This window comes from Gloeomargarita sp. SRBZ-1_bins_9 (assembly GCA_039794565.1).
GTDB lineage: Bacteria > Cyanobacteriota > Cyanobacteriia > Gloeomargaritales > Gloeomargaritaceae > Gloeomargarita.
In genome coordinates this window covers 32,152-51,316 of record JAUQVX010000002.1, presented here as the reverse complement: position 1 = coordinate 51,316, position 19,165 = coordinate 32,152, and the positions used below count along the sequence as shown (strand labels likewise).

21 protein-coding genes and 1 tRNA gene are annotated in these 19,165 nt (G+C 60.0%); 12 read left to right on the top strand and 10 right to left on the bottom strand.

Annotated features, from left to right (window positions below; translation table 11 throughout):
- Window positions 1-29 precede the first annotated feature (29 nt).
- On the top strand, window positions 30-1,133 hold the full coding sequence (locus Q6L55_02600) for a glycosyltransferase family 4 protein (GenBank protein ID MEN9257609.1): 1,104 nt from the start codon (window positions 30-32) through the stop codon (window positions 1,131-1,133).
- On the opposite strand, the gene trpA is transcribed toward Q6L55_02600, so the two are convergent.
- On the bottom strand, window positions 1,106-1,903 hold the full coding sequence (gene trpA / locus Q6L55_02595) for a tryptophan synthase subunit alpha (GenBank protein ID MEN9257608.1): 798 nt from the start codon (window positions 1,901-1,903) through the stop codon (window positions 1,106-1,108). The genes Q6L55_02600 and trpA overlap by 28 nt on opposite strands.
- Window positions 1,904-2,157: 254 nt before the next feature.
- Between trpA and Q6L55_02590 the strand changes: the two genes are divergently transcribed.
- A complete protein-coding gene (locus Q6L55_02590) occupies window positions 2,158-2,628 on the top strand; it encodes a hypothetical protein (protein MEN9257607.1) in 471 nt (156 codons plus the stop codon).
- 149 nt (window positions 2,629-2,777) lie between these two features.
- On the opposite strand, the gene Q6L55_02585 is transcribed toward Q6L55_02590, so the two are convergent.
- From Q6L55_02585 to Q6L55_02570, 4 genes are all read right to left on the bottom strand, one after another.
- Window positions 2,778-3,710 carry a universal stress protein gene (locus Q6L55_02585; GenBank protein MEN9257606.1) on the bottom strand — a complete coding sequence of 311 codons (933 nt, stop codon included), beginning with the start codon at window positions 3,708-3,710 and terminating at the stop codon, window positions 2,778-2,780.
- A gap of 40 nt (window positions 3,711-3,750) precedes the next feature.
- Window positions 3,751-3,824 (bottom strand) — tRNA-Met (locus Q6L55_02580).
- Between the two features lie 47 nt (window positions 3,825-3,871).
- Entirely contained in the window at window positions 3,872-4,816 is a 945-nt protein-coding gene (locus tag Q6L55_02575; protein MEN9257605.1) for an asparaginase, read from the bottom strand.
- 5 nt (window positions 4,817-4,821) lie between these two features.
- A complete protein-coding gene (locus tag Q6L55_02570) occupies window positions 4,822-5,310 on the bottom strand; it encodes a CGLD27 family protein (protein MEN9257604.1) in 489 nt (162 codons plus the stop codon).
- A 90-nt stretch (window positions 5,311-5,400) separates the two neighbouring features.
- Between Q6L55_02570 and Q6L55_02565 the strand changes: the two genes are divergently transcribed.
- The gene (locus tag Q6L55_02565; protein MEN9257603.1) at window positions 5,401-6,231 is read left to right on the top strand and encodes a tetratricopeptide repeat protein; all 831 of its coding nucleotides are present in this window, start codon (window positions 5,401-5,403) and stop codon (window positions 6,229-6,231) included.
- On the opposite strand, the gene proC is transcribed toward Q6L55_02565, so the two are convergent.
- The 4 genes from proC to Q6L55_02545 form a co-directional block, all read right to left on the bottom strand.
- A complete protein-coding gene (proC, locus tag Q6L55_02560; GenBank protein ID MEN9257602.1) occupies window positions 6,228-7,034 on the bottom strand; it encodes a pyrroline-5-carboxylate reductase in 807 nt (268 codons plus the stop codon). The two genes, Q6L55_02565 and proC, sit on opposite strands and share 4 nt — an antisense overlap.
- A 4-nt stretch (window positions 7,035-7,038) precedes the next feature.
- The gene (locus Q6L55_02555; GenBank protein MEN9257601.1) at window positions 7,039-7,599 is read right to left on the bottom strand and encodes a cell division protein SepF; all 561 of its coding nucleotides are present in this window, start codon (window positions 7,597-7,599) and stop codon (window positions 7,039-7,041) included.
- A 326-nt stretch (window positions 7,600-7,925) separates the two neighbouring features.
- Window positions 7,926-8,636 (bottom strand): YggS family pyridoxal phosphate-dependent enzyme, encoded by a 711-nt coding sequence (locus tag Q6L55_02550; protein MEN9257600.1) that lies wholly within the window; start codon window positions 8,634-8,636, stop codon window positions 7,926-7,928.
- Complete coding sequence (locus tag Q6L55_02545) at window positions 8,618-8,881, bottom strand: PipX family protein (protein ID MEN9257599.1); 264 nt, start codon at window positions 8,879-8,881, stop codon at window positions 8,618-8,620. Before Q6L55_02545 ends, Q6L55_02550 begins: the two co-directional genes overlap by 19 nt.
- A gap of 119 nt (window positions 8,882-9,000) precedes the next feature.
- On the opposite strand from Q6L55_02545, the gene Q6L55_02540 reads away from it, so the two are divergent.
- From Q6L55_02540 to Q6L55_02500, 9 genes are read left to right on the top strand one after another with little or no spacing between them, the layout of a single operon-like run.
- The gene (locus tag Q6L55_02540) at window positions 9,001-10,185 is read left to right on the top strand and encodes a hypothetical protein (protein MEN9257598.1); all 1,185 of its coding nucleotides are present in this window, start codon (window positions 9,001-9,003) and stop codon (window positions 10,183-10,185) included.
- The gene (locus tag Q6L55_02535; GenBank protein ID MEN9257597.1) at window positions 10,179-10,523 is read left to right on the top strand and encodes a phage holin family protein; all 345 of its coding nucleotides are present in this window, start codon (window positions 10,179-10,181) and stop codon (window positions 10,521-10,523) included. Before Q6L55_02540 ends, Q6L55_02535 begins: the two co-directional genes overlap by 7 nt.
- Before the next feature lie 18 nt (window positions 10,524-10,541).
- Complete coding sequence (uvrA, locus tag Q6L55_02530; GenBank protein MEN9257596.1) at window positions 10,542-13,385, top strand: excinuclease ABC subunit UvrA; 2,844 nt, start codon at window positions 10,542-10,544, stop codon at window positions 13,383-13,385.
- A gap of 30 nt (window positions 13,386-13,415) precedes the next feature.
- On the top strand, window positions 13,416-13,931 hold the full coding sequence (locus Q6L55_02525; GenBank protein MEN9257595.1) for an adenine phosphoribosyltransferase: 516 nt from the start codon (window positions 13,416-13,418) through the stop codon (window positions 13,929-13,931).
- Window positions 13,924-14,919, top strand: a complete 996-nt coding sequence (locus Q6L55_02520) for an ABC transporter permease (GenBank protein ID MEN9257594.1) — start codon at window positions 13,924-13,926, stop codon at window positions 14,917-14,919. Before Q6L55_02525 ends, Q6L55_02520 begins: the two co-directional genes overlap by 8 nt.
- A gap of 47 nt (window positions 14,920-14,966) precedes the next feature.
- Window positions 14,967-15,476 (top strand): pantetheine-phosphate adenylyltransferase, encoded by a 510-nt coding sequence (gene coaD / locus Q6L55_02515; protein ID MEN9257593.1) that lies wholly within the window; start codon window positions 14,967-14,969, stop codon window positions 15,474-15,476.
- Window positions 15,446-16,042: a hypothetical protein gene (locus Q6L55_02510; protein ID MEN9257592.1), complete on the top strand. Its 597-nt coding sequence runs from the start codon at window positions 15,446-15,448 to the stop codon at window positions 16,040-16,042. The genes coaD and Q6L55_02510 overlap by 31 nt, the downstream gene beginning before the upstream one ends.
- Before the next feature lie 14 nt (window positions 16,043-16,056).
- Window positions 16,057-17,115, top strand: a complete 1,059-nt coding sequence (locus Q6L55_02505) for a hypothetical protein (protein ID MEN9257591.1) — start codon at window positions 16,057-16,059, stop codon at window positions 17,113-17,115.
- 3 nt (window positions 17,116-17,118) lie between these two features.
- Complete coding sequence (locus tag Q6L55_02500; protein MEN9257590.1) at window positions 17,119-18,114, top strand: pentapeptide repeat-containing protein; 996 nt, start codon at window positions 17,119-17,121, stop codon at window positions 18,112-18,114.
- Here Q6L55_02500 and Q6L55_02495 read toward each other — a convergent pair.
- Entirely contained in the window at window positions 18,111-19,124 is a 1,014-nt protein-coding gene (locus Q6L55_02495) for an agmatine deiminase family protein (protein MEN9257589.1), read from the bottom strand. The genes Q6L55_02500 and Q6L55_02495 overlap by 4 nt on opposite strands.
- Between the last annotated feature and the right edge of the window lie 41 nt (window positions 19,125-19,165).

The following is a 19,165-nucleotide window of genomic DNA, read 5'->3' as shown; positions in this document are numbered from 1 at the left end:
CTAGGAACTATCCCTCCCCCGGGCATTATATGGTCAAAATTCTACACATCCAACGGGCGGGACCGATTGCCGGGGCGGAACGGCACCTGTTGCAGTTACTGTCGGGGCTGCAACGGCGGGGCTATAGTGTTACTTTCTTGGCCCTCACCAAACCCCATGAAGCCCCCAGCGCCTTAACCCAAGCCCTCATCGCCCAGGGTATTCCGGTGATTGACCAACGCATCTATACGGAATTTGAACCCCAAATCCTGCCCCGAATTTGCCGGATCATTCGCCGGGGTGGTTACGACATTGTGCATACCCACCTGCTCTACGCCGATTTATACGGTGCTCTGGCGGCCCGCTGGGCAGGCAAGGTGAAGATTGTCTGCACCCGCCACAACGACAACCCCTACCGGCGGTACTGGCCCATGCGCCCCCTAATTGCCTGGAATACCTGCTGGATGGACCATGTGATTGTCATTTCTGAGCATCTCAAGGCCTTCAACATGAAGTACCAGCGGGTGCCGGCCCACAAAATCACGGTGATTCCCTATGGCTATACCCCATCACCTCTGGTGGAACGTCCCTGTTGGCCCTGGGAGCCGGAGGCGTTGGTGATCGGCATGGTGGGACGCTTGGTGCCCCAAAAATCCCATGCGACGGCGCTGCGGGCTTTTCCCCTCATTCACCGGCAGGTACCCCAGGCGCGGCTGGTCATTCTGGGGGATGGCCCCCTGCGCCCATCCCTGATGGCCCTGGCGGACCGGTTGCGCATTACGCCCTACGTGCAATTTCTGGGCTATCAACCGGATGCGGCCCAGTGGATGGCGGGATTTGACATTTTTTTGCATACGTCCCTACACGAAGGATTTGGTCTGGTGCTGTTGGAAGCCATGGCCGCCCGCCGCCCAATTGTCGCCACCCGGGTCGGCGCCATTCCCGAAATTGTGGTGCACGGACAAACGGGGTTACTGGTGCCTCCTGGCGACCCCCAGGCCCTAGCCCAGGCGGTGAGTCAATTGTTGCTGGATGGGAGTTTGCGGCGGCAGTTGGGGGAGGCCGGTTATCAGCGTTTACTACGGGAATTCAGCGTGGAAAAAATGCTGGACCGCACGGTCGGTGTTTATGAATTTTTGCTATCTAAGGCCTGACGCAACTGCTGGCAAAACGTCTGCACCGAAGTCAATCCCTCCTCATACAACCGTTTGACGAAAGCACTGCCAACGATCACGGCATCGGCGCCCCAGTCGCGGATTTGTTGGGCCTGCTCCGGTCGAGATACCCCAAACCCCACGCCAATCGGCTTATCCGTGAGCTGATGGAGCTGAGCCAAAAGCTGGGGCAACTTCTCCGACAGCTTCTGGCGCATGCCGGTGACACCCGTGATGCTCACCAAGTAGATAAATCCCTGGGAGCGCCGGGCAATGGCGGCCAGCCGCTCGGGAGGGCTGGTGGGCGCCGCCAGCAGGGTTAGTTCAATGCCGTAATAGGGCGCCGGCTGTAACAGCACATCCGCTTCCTCCAGGGGCAAATCCGGCACCACCAACCCCCGCACCCCCGCCTGGGCAATGGCTTGCAAGAAGGGTTCAATGCCGCGATTGAGGATGGGATTGTAGTAGCTGAAGAGAATAATGGGCGCCTGAATCTGGCTGGAGACGTCCTGCACCAGGGCCAAAACCTGGTCTAGGGTGACCCCTTTTCCCAGGGCGCGGGTGGCAGCGGCTTGAATCACCGGCCCGTCCGCCAGGGGGTCGCTGTAGGGAACCCCCAGTTCAATCACATCGGCCCCCGCCTGATCGAGGACACGCAACGCCTGGGCCGTAGTGGACAAATCGGGGTCGCCGGCGGTGACAAAGGGGATGAGGGCGCAGCGATTATGATGCTTCAGGCGGTGCAATTGCTCCGAGACGGCAACGGGCATAGAAGGGGCTAAGCCATGAGCTGAGCTTCTATTAAATCACGTTGGGACGGCTTGGTGATCCAGGTCATCCCCCAGGAACGCCGACGCTCACTGCCACGGGGATAAAGGCGGGCGAAGATGGGAATAACCAGGAAGCACTTCTTGGGTGTCTCTTCAACAGCGAGGTCAATCCTATGCGCCGCCACCACTTTGTATCTACTGTTTTGTTGGCCACCAGCCTCTTGACCCTAGGAATTCGGCCGGGAGTTGCCCAGGTGACCATTCCTCGGAATCCGGTGCTGCCACGACCCCGTTTACCTCAGCCCTCCCTGACCTGCCCTGACCCGGCCGTACAGGCCATTAACTTTAAGCTGCTCAACCGTACCAGTCGCTTTCGGGGGCAAGTCCAAATTATCGGCGTTGTGCGCAATCAAGGGTCCGCCCCCTATCAATCAGCCCCCAACCAGCAAATCGTGGCCCTCTACGAACAGGTACCGGGGTCCCCGGCTCGCCTGGTTGCCCAACAACCTTTCCTAAACCTAGCCCCCGGCGAACAAGTCCAGGTCATTTTTGAGCGGGATTGGAATAGCTCCTCCCCTGCCGAAGGAGAATTTCCCCCCACCTACTTGGTCACCATTAATTACGACCCCGACATTTACATTGACGGCAACCCCGGCAACGATGACTGCAGAACCACCAACAACAGGTTGGAGCGCAGCGGTGCAGCCATCAATACCTTGTTCTAACCAAGACGGCCATCCTTAACCGCTAAGGGCATAGGGCATCCCAGCAACATCGTCCAATCAATACCCCCAACGATACATGTTCGGGAGCAAGCCATCTCCTGGACATTTTTTGTTGCTTATGCTGTAGCTATCCCGGGGACGAATGGCCCCTATTTCTCGGGGGACGAAAAGAGGATCAGGGGATAGGGAAAACGCCGCAGCATCTCGCCCCCCAACGGCAGGGACAAATTCCACAGATTGGTCATGTTGGCTTCGGTCAAGGTCACGGCGCTGATGTCTAAGAGTTGGGCCAGTTCCAGGATGGCCTCTACCGGGTTACCAGTGCGCACATGGGTGTGAACGTGGGGAACATAGGGAGTCAACTGGGTGGCCACTTGATCCAGTTCCCGTTCAGCGCGGGCAATTTCCTGGGGGTCCGGGTCATAGTCCCGCCGAATCGGATCCTCCACAACCCATACCAGATGACAGGTTTCCACCCGGGGATGGGCAACTTTCTGCAGGCGGTCCAGGACTTGGGCCAGTAAATGTTTGGATTCCGGACACCCGCGATAGGGCAACAGGAGATGGTAGAACAGGTGACGGCACCGCAGTTCCAGCTCTTCAGCGGTCAAAACCTGCACCAGTTGCGGGCGCATGATCATCAAAGGCAGGTCGCACCGGCGCATCAGGGCCAAAGCATCGCTCCCCAGGATCTTTTCGGCCAGGACATTGCGCTGTTGCGTCCCCAACAGGATGAGTTCGGCGCCGACTTCTTGGGCTGCCTGGCTCACCACATCCGCCGGTTTACCCGAACGCACCAGGCTCTGCACCTGCACCCCCCCCGTGTCCGCCGGGAGTACCAATTTCGCCCGCGCCGCCGCTAGGGCCTCCAAGTCCTCCTTGATGCGCACACCCGTATCCCGGTAGGGCACCGCATGCACAAAGGTGACCGCCTCGATTCCCCCCGCCCCCAACGCCGGTACAAACCGCAATAACCGATGCAACCCATCCCGCAAATCCGTGGCAATTAATAATTTCTTAAACACCCTGGCACCCCATGCCAAAAGAATCGCCTGCTCCCTATGGTAGTCGAAGCGGGCCACCCACCCACCCCTTCGCTTCAATCAACCCAGGGTAACTCGATTGCGGGGACTGGATTTGAACCAGTGACCTTTGGGTTATGAGCCCAACGAGCTACCAGGCTGCTCTACCCCGCGGTGCAGGTATTAATCATAACGCGAGCGCTCCCTAGATGGCAAGTCCTTCACAGGAGGGACAGTTCCCCCTGCACCTCCAAGCGCACGTACGGACTCAACTGGACGAATTGTTCGGCCAGGCGTTCCCGAGTCGTCGGGGAAATCCACCCCAATTGGTGAAGCAGGTGAATAGCGGTGGCGTATTTGGCCCGTCTGGCCCCATCCAGTACCCGAATCGCCAGACCCATGCCCGTTTCTAAGTTCGCCAGGCATTGTACCCCCTCGGCGCCGGCTTTGCTGACCACCGTTCCTTGGGTCAACTGCATCAGCTCGGTATCAAAATGCCCTGACCCGGCCACCAGATCGGCCTGTTGGGTCATCGCCCGGGTAATTTGGGCCAGCCCCAGGTGTTGCCCCGCCGCCAGGTGACTGTACAGGGCCGCCAGTTGGTGCAGTTGTAACAGATAAGTCGGTGCGCCGCAGTCGTCATGGACAGCGATAAATTCCACCCCCGGGACGCCGAGCAACTCCCCCACCTGACCGAGGATTAACTCCTGCACCGGGTGTTGTCGCTGGAGATAGGTGTGGCGCGGCCAACCATAGCGGGCACAAACCGCCAGCATCCCCGCATGCTTACCCGAACAACCGTGTTCCAACCGGCTGCGCTTGCCCGGGGGAACAGGGCACTGGAGTTCTGCAGGGTCAATATCCGCCTGCCAGAGGATGCGAAACACCTGGCGTACCGCCGCAATCTGCCCCTGGTGGGAGCTGCAAATGACCGCCAAATCCCGGTCGCCCAGGCGAAAATGCTCTAGGGTGCCGCTGCTGACCACCGCCAGGGCCTGAAAGGGCTTAAAACTACTGCGAGCGAAGGTAGTGGTTTCGGCATCCCCGGCCACGGCCAGAAGGCGGCCCCGTTCATCGGTCAAGGTGGCATGGACGTAATGCACCGATTCGGGAATCCCCTCCCGCAGTAAGTGGACGGTCAAGGGTTCGGCTTGGGTCCGTTTCACCCGGCTTAACGACACAGGCACCCCAATCCCCCGACGGCGGCGTACAGCAGGCCCATGCCCGCTAAACTCCACTGCAATCGCCGCAACAGGGGTTCCACCTGATACCGACTGACCAACCGCTCCTGGGCCAACACCAACGGTGGCTTTTCCCAGGTCCGACCGTCATACCAGCCCGACTCTTCATACACGATCGTGCGACTGGCCAATCGTTGGCGGACATACTGCCACCCCAGGTACAACTGCAGCAACAATAAGCTGGGCAAGACCGCCGCCCCCGCCACCGCCGCACAACCGAATAACCAAGGCTGCCGTCCAGGGTCAAAACTGGCCGCTGCCACCGGAATGGCCACCAGTGCCCCCAAACCCGCCGCCAACAGTAACCGTCGCCCGTAGGCGCCCCAACTCAAGGCCGGCCATTGGTAGAACCAAGAGTCCCGTAGAGCCTGATATTCCTGGAGGGGTTGCTGGTCGAGGGGAACGGGGCAAAGGGACATAACCATCGCAAGCACCATCCCTTCGCATTTTACTGTGTCTTTTGACCCCCTGCACCCGACGCTAAGATGAAAAAAAAGCAGCGATAGCCTATGCAACGATGGTGGGGGCTGGGATTGACCGTCCTGCTGACAGTCAGACCGGTGCTGGCCCAAGGCGGGGGTGGGGGCGGCCATCGTCCTGAACCCGGTACCTTCCGGCCCTGGCAAGAAGTGGTGCAAATGGAGGTGGACCGAGCCTTTCGCCACACGACCCTACTGCTTAACCTGTTGCTGTTGGTGCTGGTGTTGCTGCCGATAGCGACGGGGCTGGGTTTATGGTGGTTGCGCCGCAGTATTCTTCAGCAACTGGTGCAAATGGCGGCTGACCAGGCCCAAAAACCCATGCGCACCCAGGCGGAGACCATCGTGGCGGAAGTGCTGGCCCAGCAACTCACCCACTACCAAATCACCCTGGCTGCCCTGGCCACCCAAACCCGCCAAGCCCTGGAGCAGGAATGGCAAAAACGGCTGCATACCCTGGCCGAAGCCACGGAAGCCATGACCGTCGTTCCCCCCCCCCAACCGGTCTTGGAACGCCTGCGCCAGTGGTTGACCCAAAGCGACAGCGCCCTACCTAGGGACCTGGAACAACAACTGGCCCAATTCCAGCCTGACCAACCCACCCTCCAGGCCGACGATTGTTTACTCCTGGGCCAGGTTTGGCAGCGGTTAGGCCAGTGGGATCAGGCCCTGGCGTACTACCAGCAGGCCAGCCAAAGACAACCCGACCGTTGGGAAGCCTGGTATCACCTAGGGGTTGCCCTCAGCCATGGCCAGCGCTATCCGGAGGCTCTGACCTGTTTTGAAAAGGCTTTGGCCCTGCAACCCCAAGCTAGCCAGATCCGCCACCAGCGGGATGCTCTCCTGGAAAAGCTACCCTAACCAGCTTGTTCCAGCGTCTGCGCCCGTAGATAGGCCGCCTGTACGGTTTGCATCAGGATGCCGCGCACCCCTTGGGTTTCCAAAGGCAAGAGGCCGGCTGCCGTTGTCCCCCCGGGACTCATGACCTGGGCCTTCACATCCGCCGGCGTTATCCCCGGTTGCTGGAGCATGGCCGCCGTTCCCGCCAGGGTTTGCACCGCCAACTGGGTGGCCAAAGCCCGGGGTAGGCCCGCCAACACTCCCCCATCAATCAAGCCTTCCAGTAGCACAGCCACATAGGCCGGTCCTGACCCCGCCAGCGCCGTCACAGCATTCAAATAGGTTTCCGGTACAACCACCACCTGACCGACGGCCCGAAACAGTTGCTCGACCCGCTGTTTTTGGACTTCATTCACCCGACTGCCCCAGGCGAGGGCGGTAATCCCGGCCCGTACCCGCACTGGTGTATTCGGCATGGCCCGCACCCAGACTGCTCCGGGAACCGTCTGCTCCAAGGTCGTCAGGGACAGACCGGCCAAGACCGATACCAACACCGCCTGGGGATGGACAGAACTCAGGGCCGGCACCACCTGGGAAAACTGTTGGGGTTTCACGGCCACTAACACAACCTCTGTAGCTGCCGCCGCTGCCCGGTTGTCACCACTGACCACCACCCCATAGGTCTCTTGCCAATACTGCCGTCGCTCCGCCCGGGGATGGCTGACCAGGATCGTCGCAGGAGGATAGATATTTTCGGCTAACAGTCCTTTGACGAGGGCTTCTGCCAGGACACCCCCGCCGATGACCCCCAACCGATAGGTCATGGGGCTACTGGGCTAAGTAGGCCGGCATCGCCTCTGGTGTCCAGATGGGGGGCGTATTCCGTAGGGGATTGGGGGCTTCCATGGGGGTTGGGTTGGGTACCGAAGTACGGGTGGTGACCTGTACGCCGTTGGGGGTAAACAGGAAAATGCTTTCCCCTAAACGTTCCTGGTGCCCATCAATGGCGTAGGTGCCGCCGGCAACAAAATCCACCGCCCGTTGGGCCAACTCCGGTTCCATCAGGGTGACATTGAGCACCACCGATTTGCGCTCCCGCAGGGCCTGAATCGCCTGGGGCATCTCCTCAAAAGAGCGAGGTTCCATCACCACCACCTCAAAGGGCTGGTTGTGGGCTGTGGGTAAACCAATCACGTTGTTCATGGGCGTTTTCGGGGTAGAAGGTTCAGAAGCAGTCGTCATCGAGGGACGTTCCCGCCGACGGGGAGCGTCGCGGCGCTCGGTCGTCGGTGGCGTCATGGGGGGTGGGGAGGTCGGATGCTGACCGGGGTCATAATCATACTCCACCGGCTCCCCCAAACTGACCCATTCGCGCAAGCGCTTCAGCATTTGCATGGAAGATCCACTCCTGCCACAGGCCTAAAGGTAGGGGTCAACAGTGAGGAAGGAGGAACATCGCATGTGTTGAGGAAGCGAGTTGGTCACCCGCCATTGGCAGCGCCCGTCCGTTGTCGAACGTTGACCTGTCAACCCAGCCAGTGATGGTACAGGTATCGGCCTACCAATGTACTTCGATACAATGGATGATACCTGAACCCTAACCTTTTTTGTCACAAAATTCAACATATTGATCGCTCTAATCGGCTACAGGGTGGATGCAGACCGACGGACTTTGGGTCATTATAGGGATGGACAGGGGACGGGGCGAAGGATTTTTACAAGTTTTTAAGGGGGTAGCCGGCAGGGGCGGTCGGTCGTTCACCGAACAGACAGCGTCCTAAACGCACCATGGTGGCCCCGGCGGCAATGGCATAGGGGTAGTCATCAGACATACCCATCGAATACTCCTGAATCGGCAGGCGGTCGCAAAGCTGCTGCCCTAGGGCCACCAGTTCCCGAAATAGGGCCTGCAGTTCGGTGGGGGATAAACCTAAAGGGGCAATGGTCATAAGCCCTTTAAGGGCCACGTGCTGGAGTTGCTGCAAGGCGGGGATGGCTTGGAGCAAATCGGGGACCTGCCAGCCGTATTTGTGGGGGTCGGGGCGGAGTTTCACCTGCAGGAGTAATTGGGCGGGCTGGTGCAACTGGGCGTTTAGCCGGTCGAGCCGTTGGGCTAAAGCCAGGTCGTCCACGCTGTGAATCCAGGGGAAATATTCCAAGGCCAGGCGGGCTTTGTTGCGTTGTAGATGCCCAATAAAGTGCCAGGTGATGCCGGGTAAATCCTGGAGGGCTTGGATTTTAGGGATGGCCTCCTGAATGCGGTTTTCGCCAAAATCCCGTAACCCCAGGTAATAGGCCTGGCGGATTAGTTCCACCGGTACCTGTTTGGTTACCGCTACCACCCGCACCTGGGGGGGAATTTGCAGGCGCAGGCGTTCCCAATTTTGCGCCAGTTGTTCTTCGGGGGTCACAGGCGTTTTTCCCACTGCTGGAGCTTTTGGTACTCCTGAAGTTTACCGAGTCGCCGCAGGTCCCGCAGGTGCATCTCGATGAGCATTTTGGCCTGGTGCCGGCTGACGGGTTCAATTTCCAAGGCGTCTCCCTGGGAGCGCACCTGAAAAAACAGACGATGGGCATAGAGGGTCATGTAGAGTTCGCTGCCATCTCCCAAGCGGCAAATCCGGTAAAGCAGACCAAAGTTGGGATGATTGAGATAGGATTCGCCGGTCATGGAAGTTGCAAAATTCGATCAATTGGTTACGAATACTTACTATCCTAGAGGGTTAGGGGCATCCTGCGCACGGCCACCGGGATACGCTATAGTGCTGATGGTGTTGTGGCAAACCGAGCATGACCGAGGCCAACCTACCGTTGCAGGCCCCTTGCGCCTATCCGGTCTTTTTCCGCACCTACAGCCGCCGGGTCAATGGGCAGCGGGAGTCCTGGACCCAGGTGTGTCAGCGTACAGTCGAGGATTTGGCGGTTTTAGGGCGTTTTACGCCGGAGGAAAAGGCGCTGGTGCTGGAGATGCAACAACAACTCAAGGCCCTGACTTCCGGTCGCTGGCTGTGGGTGGGGGGCACGGATTGGATTCACCAGCCGGAGAATTTTTCCGGGGCCTATAACTGTACGTCGCAGCGGATCGTGGACTGGCATAGCTTTGGGCTGATGATGGATTTGGCGATGCAGGGGGCCGGTACGGGGGCGGTGCTGGAACCTTGGTATGTGCAGCAGTTGCCGCCGATTACCACCCGCCTGGAGGTGCAGGTGGTGGGCCAACCGGGGGAGGTGCCGCCGGAGCAACGCCTGCAACAGACGCAGGTGGAACGCCAGGGGACGCAGGTGACGATCCGGGTGGGGGATTCGCGCCAGGGCTGGGTGCAGGCCTACCAGGCTCTGCTGGAGCTGGCCAGTGAGCCGGTAGAAGGCGGCGTTTGGCAGGTTACGGTGGAGGTGAGCCATGTGCGGCCCCAGGGGGAACCGCTCAAGGGGTTTGGGGGGATTGCCAACCCGGCCTTGTTGCCACCGTTGTTTCCCCGGGTGGCGCGCATTCTCAATAAGGCGGTGGGTCGTCAGTTGACGCCCCTGGAGTGTTGTCTGCTGATTGATGAGGCGGCGGCGACGGTGGTGGCGGGCAATATCCGGCGCTCGGCGGGGATGCGGCAGTTTGCGGCGGAGGACCAGGAGGCGGCTAACGCTAAGGCCAATCTCTGGCAGCAGGATGAACAGGGTAACTGGCGGATTGACCCGGAGCGGGACGCCCTGCGCATGGCCAACCATACCCGCGTGTTCCACCAGAAGCCCAGCCTGGAAACCTGTATTGCGTCGGTGCGCAGCCAGTACTACTCGGGGGAGGGGGCGATCCAATGGGCAGGGGAGGCCGTAGCCCGGGCCAATCGGGACCTGCTGGATACGCCGGAAAAGAAGGCGCGGTTTTTGGCTCTGTATAATGAAAGTCGGGAGCAGGCCAGGGCCTATTTGCGGGAGTTGTTGCTGGAGCACGTCGGCAAGAAGGATAAGGAGCGGTCATGTTGACGAAGTTGCTGGTGACGTGGGTGGTGAATGCGCTGAGTTTGTGGATTATTTCCCGACTGCCGCTGGGGGTGCGGATAGAAGGGTTTGGCACGGCCTTGTGGACGGCGCTGGTGCTGGGGTTGCTCAATGCCCTGGTGCGCCCGTTGTTGCTGGTGCTGACGTTGCCTTTGAATATCCTGACGTTGGGGCTGTTTACGTTGGTGGTCAACGCTTTGATCTTTGCCATCGCGGCGGCTGTGGTGAAGGGATTCCGGTTGCAAAGCTGGGTGAGCGCCTTCATTGGCCCTATCTTGTTGGCGGTGCTCAATGGGTTGCTGTTTAAGCTGTTGGGGGCCTAGGGGTCGCTAAGTTTTTCTATGACAGCCGGCAGCGGCGAGGTGATTCGCATCCGGGGCGCCCGCCAGCACAACCTGAAAAATATTGATTTGGATTTGCCCCGCAACCGGTTGATTGTGTTTACGGGGGTGTCGGGGTCGGGGAAGTCATCCCTAGCCTTTGACACGATCTTTGCTGAGGGGCAGCGGCGGTATGTGGAGTCTTTGAGCGCCTATGCCCGCCAGTTTTTGGGGCAGTTGGATAAGCCGGAGGTGGATGCCATCGAGGGCTTGAGTCCGGCGATTTCCATTGACCAAAAATCCACGTCCCATAACCCGCGCTCGACGGTGGGCACGGTCACGGAAATTTACGATTACTTCCGCTTGTTGTTTGGCCGGGCGGGGGTGCCCCATTGCCCCATCTGCGACCGCAATATCAGCCCCCAAACGGTGGACCAAATCGCTGACCAGATTTTGAGCTTACCTCCAGGGACGCGGTTGCAACTGCTGGCGCCGGTGGTGCGGGGGAAAAAGGGCACCCATCAAAAACTGTTGGCCCAAATCGCCCAGCAGGGGTTTGCCCGGGTGCGGGTCAACGGCCAGGTGTATGCCCTGGAGGAGGTGCCACCCCTGGAGAAAAACCACAGCCATCGCCTGGAAATCGTGGTGGACCGGCTGGTGGTGAAACCGGATGTGTATAGCCGTTTGGTGGATTCCCTGAGGACGTGCTTGCAGCAGGGAGAGGGGGTGGTCATTGCCAGTATTCAGGAGGGGGACGCCTGGCGGGATTGGGTGTTTTCGGAGAAATTTGCCTGTCCGGAACATGGGGCGGTGATGGCGGAGTTGTCCCCCCGGTTGTTTTCTTTTAATTCGCCCTACGGTGCTTGCCCGGCATGTCATGGGTTGGGGTTTTTGCGGCGTTTTAGCCCGGAGTTGGTGATTCCCAATCCCAAACTGCCCCTGTACCAGGCGATTGCCCCTTGGTCGGATAAACCCCATGACTACTACCTGGGGCTGCTGGATAGCTTGGGGGCTGCCTACGGCTTTGACTTGGCCACTCCTTGGTGTCAACTGACGCCCCAGCAGCAGGAGATCATTTTGTATGGGGCGCCGGAGCCGATTTGGTTGGGAAATGGCCGCCAGGGCTATTGGAAGACATATGAGGGGGTGCTGAACCTGCTGGAGCGGCAATATCGGGAAACGACGTCGGAGTTGATCCAGCAAAAGCTGGACCAGTACCGGTTCGATTCCCCTTGTCCAGCTTGCCACGGTACGCGTTTGAAACCGGAGGCGCTGGCGGTACGGGTGGGGGGCTACCGCATTACGGATTTCACGGGCGTTTCGGTGCAGGAGTGTTTGCAGTTGCTGGAGCGCCTGGAACTTACGCCCCGCCAAGCCCAAATCGCCCACCTGGTGCTCAAGGAAATCCGGGCGCGGCTGCAGTTTCTGGTGGATGTGGGGCTGGATTATCTCACCCTGGACCGCTCGGCGATGACCCTTTCCGGCGGTGAGGCCCAGCGTATTCGGCTGGCTACCCAAATCGGTTCGGGACTCACGGGGGTGCTGTATGTGTTGGATGAGCCGAGTATCGGACTGCACCAGCGGGATAACAGCCGGCTGCTGGCCACGCTCAAGCGCCTGCGGGATTTGGGCAATACGTTGATCGTGGTGGAGCACGATGAGGAGACCATCCGCAGCGCTGATCACATTGTGGATATTGGGCCGGGGGCGGGGGTGCACGGCGGCCGCATCGTTGCCCAGGGACAATTGGCAGACATCCTGGAGCACCCGGAGTCCATCACGGGGGCTTACCTGTCGGGCCGCAAGGAAATCGTTACGCCGGCGTGCCGTCGTCCGGGCAATGGCCAAGTCCTGCGCCTGCGGGATGCCCACCGCCACAACCTAAAACACCTTGACGTGGAGATTCCCTTGGGGATGTTTGTGTGTGTGACGGGGGTGTCTGGGTCGGGGAAGTCCACGTTGGTCAACGAGTTGCTCTATCCGGCCTTGGCGCACCATTTCGGTCACAAGGTGCCCTTTCCGGCGGAATTGGGAGCGATTGAAGGATTGGAGGCCTTGGATAAGGTGATCGTGATTGACCAGTCTCCTATCGGGCGGACGCCCCGCTCCAATCCGGCGACCTACACAGGGGCCTTTGATGCCATTCGGGCCGTTTTTGCCGAGACACCGGCGGCCAAGGCGCGGGGTTACAAAGCGGGCCATTTTTCCTTTAATGTCAAGGGGGGGCGCTGCGAGGCCTGTGGGGGCCAAGGGGTGAATGTCATTGAGATGCACTTTCTGCCCAACGTGTATGTGACCTGCGAGGTGTGCCAGGGCCAGCGCTACAGCCGGGAGACGTTGGAGGTGAAATACAAGGGCAAATCCATCGCCGATGTGTTGGATATGACGGTGGCGGAGGCCTGCGAGTTTTTTGCCGCTATTCCCCAGGCGGTCAGTCGCCTGCAAACCCTGGTGGATGTGGGGCTGGGTTATATCCGGCTGGGGCAACCGGCGCCTACGTTGTCGGGGGGGGAGGCCCAGCGCATCAAACTGGCGACGGAGCTGTCGCGGCGGGCCACCGGTAGGACTCTGTATTTGATTGACGAACCCACCACCGGTTTGTCGTTTTATGACGTACATCGGTTGCTGGAGGTGATCCAACGCCTGGTGGATAAGGGGAATACGGTGCTGGTGATTGAGCACAATTTGGATGTGATCCGCTGTTGCGATTGGGTGATCGATTTGGGGCCAGAAGGAGGACATCAGGGCGGTGAGATTGTCGCAACCGGAACGCCGGAGCAGGTGGCCCAACATCCCCATTCCCACACGGGGCGTTATCTGCAAATGGCGCTGGCGCAACATCCCCCGCGTCCCCATCAGGCATAATAAAAAGCCGGTGGCCCTGTTTGGACGGCTATGGACCTAAAAGCGCTGATTCGCGACGTGCCGGATTTTCCCCAACCGGGGATCATCTTTCGGGACATCACGACGCTGCTGGCCCACCCACAGGGGCTGCGCTATGCAATCGATGAACTGGCGCGGCGGTTTCGCGGACGGGGGGTGGAGGTGATCGTCGGGCCGGAATCCCGGGGGTTTATTTTTGGGGTGCCGATTGCCTACGCCCTGGGGTGTGGGTTTGTGCCGGTGCGCAAGCCGGGGAAGTTACCAGGGCCAGTGCATCGCCGGGAATATGCCTTGGAGTACGGCACGGACCAGTTGGAGATTCACCAAGATGGGATTCGCCCAGGCCAACGGGTGTTGGTGGTGGATGACTTGCTGGCGACGGGGGGCACGGCCCGGGCGGTGGGGGAACTGGTGCAACAGGCCCAAGGGGAACTGGTGGGGTTTGGGTTCATCATTGAATTGGCCTACTTGGGGGGACGCCAACGCTTGCCCCAAACGGCCATCGAAACCCTGGTGACCTATGAATAGATGGGTGGCCCGCCTGGTGAGGAACTACTGGTTAAAACGCCTGTTGCAAGCGGTGTTGACCCTGTTGTTGGCGTCGGCTTTGTCCTTTGCTATCCTGCAACTGGCGCCGGGGGATTACCTGAACACTCTGCAGCAAAATCCTACGATTTCGGCGGAGACGGTGGAGGCGCTGCGCCAGCAATTTGGGTTGGATAAATCGCCGGTGGAACAGTATGTCCGTTGGCTGTCGCAAGTGCTGCGGGGGAATTTTGGGGAGAGTTTTGTTTATCGGCGACCGGTGGCCCTGCTGCTGTGGGAACGGGTGCCGGCGACGTTGCTCCTGGCGGTGACATCGCTCCTGATGACCTGGGGGTTGGCGATACCCCTGGGGATCGTGGCGGCGGTCCACCAAAACCGCTGGCTGGATTATTGCCTACAGGGCCTCAGCTACATCGCCCAGGGGTTTCCCAGTTTTGTGGCGGGTTTGCTGTTGCTGTTTTTGGCCCAGCGCACGGGCTGGTTTCCGGTGGGGGATATGACGCGCCTGGACTTTGAGGATTTGACGCTGCTGGGTAAGGTGTTGGATGTGCTTTGGCATTTGTTTTTGCCGGCGCTGACGCTAACCATCATTAGCTTTGCCGGGTTGCAGCGGCTGATGCGGGGGAATTTGCTAGAGGTGTTGCGCCAGGATTACATCCGTACTGCTAGGGCTAAAGGGCTGCTGGAGAACCGGGTGATCTATGTCCATGCCCTGCGCAATGCCATTAATCCCTTGATCACGCTGCTGGGGTTTGAGTTTGCTTCTCTGCTGAGTGGGGCGTTTATTTCTGAGTATTTTTTCAATTGGCCGGGGCTGGGGCGGTTGATTTTACAGGCGGTGACGGCCCAGGATGTGTACCTGGTGATGGCCAGTTTGCTGCTGGGGTCGGTGATGTTGGTTTTGGGGAATTTGCTGGCGGACGTGCTGTTGCAGTGGGCGGACCCGCGTATCCAATTGCACCGGGAGTAGGACTCTTGGCCGGGGCTGGGCCGGGATGCTAAGCTAGCTGTCAGGCTATGGATGAAAAAGGCTTGCCGATTGCGGTTTATCCTGGTAGTTTTGACCCTATTACCCTCGGCCACTTGGACATTATCGAGCGGGGGAGTCAGTTGTTTGGCCGGGTGATTGTGGCGGTCCTGGCCAACCCCAGTAAAAAGCCCCTGTTTTCGGTGGCCCAGCGGGTGCGGCAGATTCGACAGGCGACGGCCCACTTGCCCAATGTGGAGGTGGATAGTTTTGATGGGTTGACGGTGACCTATGCGCGGCAGCGCCAGGCGCGGGTGATCCTGCGGGGGCTGCGGGTGCTGTCGGATTTTGAGTACGAGTTGCAGATGGCCCACACCAATCGCTCCCTGGCGCCGGAGATCGAAACGGTTTTTCTGACCACCACCACCGAGTACAGTTTTTTAAGTAGTAGCGTGGTCAAGGAGATTGCCCGCTTTGGCGGCAGTATTGACCATCTGGTTCCCCCATCCCTGGTTGCGGAGATTGAACAATGCTTCCGACCTCACCTGTCAACGACGTAACCCAACTGGCCATTTTGCACCTACGCCAGGAGTTGGACCGCCTGGAGGAAATCCTGGTGGCCGATAGCCCGCGGGTGCCCCTCAGTGGCCGGGTGTTGGTGAACGAGCAGATGATTTTTGCCCAGTTGGACCACATTCGCCATAACCTGCCGGCGCTGGTGCTGGAGGCGGAACAGGTGTTGCAGCAGCGGGACCAAATCTTACGGCATGCCCAGACCCAGGCGCAACACATCGTGCTCCAGGCGGAACAACAGGCGGCCCGGTTGCTGGATCAGCACGTGATTTTGCAGCAGGCGCAGCAGGAGGCCCAGCGGTTACGGCATCAGGTGCAGCAGGAATGTGCGGCCTTGCGCCAGAGCACCATTGCCGAGTTGCAGCAGTTGCGCCAGCAAACCCAGGAGGAACTGGCCCGGCAACGGCAGCAGGCGGAGGCGGAACGGCAACAGCTCATCCAGGGCGCCCAGACTTATGCCCACCAGGTGTTGACCCTGCTGGAACAGGTGCTGGGGGAAAATCTCCAGCGGGTGCATCAGGGACGCCAACAACTCCAGCAGCGGCAGCCGTAGATGGGGGGGAGTGAATGACCCTGGTCGAGGCAACTGCTATCGCCAGCGTGGCTGCCCAACTGGAACAGAGTCCGCATTACCTGCGGATCAAAAAACTGTTGATTTTTGCCTGCACGGGTACCTGGGAGACCCAGGCCGATAAGTTGGCGGCTATTGACCTGCGGGACCTGGTGGCCAAAACCCTGGAGGTGCGGCCTACCATGCGGGAGTTGCGCCCGACCCTGGAAAACCTGGTGCGGAGTTTGAATAAGCCGGTGGAGTATATGCCGGTGGCGGAAACCATCCTGCGGGCCATGGCGGTGCTGTATCCCGATGAGGACCCCACCGAGTGGTTTCGCACCCAAACCCCACCGGATCAGGCCACCATCCTACCGCCCCAGGAATGGTTTGACCTGCGCCTAGAACTGGTTAACCGCACCAATCCTTTGCGCCTGAAAATCCTGATCGCTCGGATGTTGCGGCAGGGGGACATGTTGTTGACGGCGCCCTGGTTGATGGTCAAGGGGTTGGAGTTGGAACGGCTCCTACGGGATTTGTTGCTGGCGTTCCCCGACTATCAGGAACTCTGTCAGCGCCTGGAGGCCACGGCCCAGCAAATGGACGAACCGGAGGAATACCAGCAAGTGGCCGGAACGCTGCGGGAAGTGCTCCAACCGGTCTATCAACGGTTGCACAAGCAGCCCACCGTGGCCGACGACGGGGAACCGGTCCCTGGAGATGCGCCGCCCCTAGTCGAACCGGCTCCGGAACCGGTGGTGGTCATCGGCTCCGAATCCCAGGTGATGCCGGTGGTGACGCCCCCGGATGTTACCCCCGGGCGGGTGAGCGATGTGTTGCAGCGGGAGTTGTCCACCGCCAGCGAATTGCGCCAGCGGGTAAGCGCTGCCGTTGGGCAGGTGGTGGAGTATATCGAACGGGTCTTTCGCCAGTTGGAGGGGGATTTGGAGACAGCTGCTCAGGGTTTACCGCCAACTCTGCGCTACCGTTACCTGCGGGAATTTGTCTACCAGGTGCAGGCGATTGCCGAGCGATTGACCCAAGTTATGGACCGTCTCGACCGGGGGGAGTCGTGAGTCATGGAGGCGGCCGAACTGCTACAGCGTTACAGCCGGGGGGAGAGCAATTTTGCCGGTCTGGACCTGCGGGGGATTCGCCTGAACCAGGCTGATTTGATCAATGTCAATCTCAGCCGTTGTGATTTGCATAGCGCCGAGTTGGTGTTTGCCTACCTCAGCCGGGTGGATTTACAAGAGGCCAAACTCAGCCAGGCTGATTTGAGCGGTGCCTATCTGGCCCAGGCTAATTTGTCGGCCTGTGACCTCAACGCAGCTCAATTCCACGGCAGTGTCCTGTACCGAGCAAACTTATCCCGCGCCCACGCCATCTTTGCCAATTTCTTGGACGCCAGTTTGGTGGAGGCGGATTTGCGGGGGGCGAATCTGTCCAGTGCCAATTTGCGGGGAGCCTGCCTGCGGGGAGCCAACCTGGGGAGGGCCACCAAAGGGGGAAGTGAACGGGTGAATCTGCGGCGGGCGGATTTGCAGGGGGCCGATTTGCAAGGGGCGGATTTGCGGGGAGCCGATTTGGGCTGGGCGGATTTGCGCCGGGCCAATCTCAAGGGGGCAAAGTTGCAAAACAGTCTCCTGGCCAACGCTAACCTCAGTCACGCCATTTTGGAGGAAGCCCATCTCCACGAGGCGGATTTGAGCCAGGCCATTTTACACCGGGCGCGTCTGAATCGGGCGCAACTGGTGCGGGCTGGGTTGCTAGAGACGGATTGCACCGATGCCGATTTCCGCCAGGCCAATCTCACAGAAGCCAAAGCCAGCAAAGCCATCTTCCTGCGCTGCCAGATGGACGAGGTCAAAGGCACGCGCGCCGACTTGACCTTAAGCAACCTGTGCCAGGCCCATCTGGTCCAGGCCGTTTTCCAGGAAGCCTATCTCACGAAAGCGGATATGCGGGAGGCGGACCTGAGCCAGGCGAATTTGTGGAGGGCAGATATTGGGGGGGCGAATTTCACCGGGGCGATGCTTTACCAAACAACCATGCCTGATGGCCGGGTGACCTAAAGGGCGGGCACCGGTTGGGTCAGACAGTGGAGTCCCCCCAGCCCTTCAATAAGGGCGCGGCTGTCTATGCCCACCACGTCTCGGTTGGGGAAGCAGTCCCGCAGTAGGTCCAGGGCAACGCGGTCGTGGGGGTCGTTGAAGGTGGGCACCAGAACGACGGTATTGCCGATGTAGAAGTTGGCATAGCTGGCGGGGAGACGTTGGCCGCGATGGATCACGGGTTGGGGCATGGGCAAGGCCAGCAGTTGCCATCCCTGGGCCTGGGCTAGAGTCTGCAATTGGTGCCAGTTGGCCTCTAGGGCTGGGTGGTTAGGGTCCTGGGGGTTGGTTTCGCGGGCGGCTACTAGGACATCTGACGCCACGAACCGGGTGGTCACATCCACATGGCCGTCGGTGTCATCGCCGGCAATTTCCGCATCCAGCCAAAACACTCGCTCAGCCCCGAAGTATTCCCGGAAATACCGTTCCCAGGTGGCGGTGGTAAAGCCGGGGTTGCGCCGAGGATGGAGCAAGCAGGACTTGGCAGCTAGCAGTACGCCGTCACCGTTAGATTCAATCGCTCCCCCCTCCAGGACAGGGTCTAGCTGCAGGTAGGGCACCCCCAGAATTTCCGCCATACGCCGGGCGACTTGCCGGTCCCGGTCCCAGGGGGGGTATTTCTCGCCCCAGGCGTTGTACTGCCAACCGGTGGCCACCAACCGTTGGCCCGTCTCTGTGGTTTCTAGGACGAAGATGGCGCCGTGGTCCCGGCACCAGGCGTCGTTCGTCGGCACCTGGTGAAAGTGCACGTTAGGGCCATCGCCGACTAAGGTCTGCACGTGGGCCTGGTGGGTGTCGTCCAGGACGTTGATGTGGACCACTTCCCCCTGGCGCAGGTATCCAACAGCTTGAGCCAAAGCCTGTTCCGCCTGGGCTAGCAAATCCGGCCAGGTCTCCCGATTGTGGGGCCAAGAAAGCCAGGTACCCTGGTGAGGCTCCCATTCGGCGGGTAAGCGACGATGGAAAACCATCCCCTGCCTAGACACCAACCCCCTTGATTGTACCCACTGGC

Bases quoted from the DNA above. Each gene is read 5' to 3' on its own strand.
- Q6L55_02600 (MEN9257609.1), top strand. From the start codon at position 30: ATGGTCAAAATTCTACACATCCAACGGGCGGGACCGATTGCCGGGGCG.
- trpA (MEN9257608.1), bottom strand. From the start codon at position 1,903: ATGCCCGTTGCCGTCTCGGAGCAATTGCACCGCCTGAAGCATCATAAT.
- Q6L55_02570 (MEN9257604.1), bottom strand. From the start codon at position 5,310: ATGTCCCTTTGCCCCGTTCCCCTCGACCAGCAACCCCTCCAGGAATAT.
- Q6L55_02565 (MEN9257603.1), top strand. From the start codon at position 5,401: ATGCAACGATGGTGGGGGCTGGGATTGACCGTCCTGCTGACAGTCAGA.
- proC (MEN9257602.1), bottom strand. From the start codon at position 7,034: ATGACCTATCGGTTGGGGGTCATCGGCGGGGGTGTCCTGGCAGAAGCC.
- Q6L55_02555 (MEN9257601.1), bottom strand. From the start codon at position 7,599: ATGCTGAAGCGCTTGCGCGAATGGGTCAGTTTGGGGGAGCCGGTGGAG.
- Q6L55_02545 (MEN9257599.1), bottom strand. From the start codon at position 8,881: ATGACCGGCGAATCCTATCTCAATCATCCCAACTTTGGTCTGCTTTAC.
- Q6L55_02540 (MEN9257598.1), top strand. From the start codon at position 9,001: ATGACCGAGGCCAACCTACCGTTGCAGGCCCCTTGCGCCTATCCGGTC.
- Q6L55_02535 (MEN9257597.1), top strand. From the start codon at position 10,179: ATGTTGACGAAGTTGCTGGTGACGTGGGTGGTGAATGCGCTGAGTTTG.
- uvrA (MEN9257596.1), top strand. From the start codon at position 10,542: ATGACAGCCGGCAGCGGCGAGGTGATTCGCATCCGGGGCGCCCGCCAG.
- Q6L55_02525 (MEN9257595.1), top strand. From the start codon at position 13,416: ATGGACCTAAAAGCGCTGATTCGCGACGTGCCGGATTTTCCCCAACCG.
- Q6L55_02520 (MEN9257594.1), top strand. From the start codon at position 13,924: ATGAATAGATGGGTGGCCCGCCTGGTGAGGAACTACTGGTTAAAACGC.
- coaD (MEN9257593.1), top strand. From the start codon at position 14,967: ATGGATGAAAAAGGCTTGCCGATTGCGGTTTATCCTGGTAGTTTTGAC.
- Q6L55_02510 (MEN9257592.1), top strand. From the start codon at position 15,446: ATGCTTCCGACCTCACCTGTCAACGACGTAACCCAACTGGCCATTTTG.
- Q6L55_02505 (MEN9257591.1), top strand. From the start codon at position 16,057: ATGACCCTGGTCGAGGCAACTGCTATCGCCAGCGTGGCTGCCCAACTG.
- Q6L55_02500 (MEN9257590.1), top strand. From the start codon at position 17,119: ATGGAGGCGGCCGAACTGCTACAGCGTTACAGCCGGGGGGAGAGCAAT.
- Q6L55_02495 (MEN9257589.1), bottom strand. From the start codon at position 19,124: ATGGTTTTCCATCGTCGCTTACCCGCCGAATGGGAGCCTCACCAGGGT.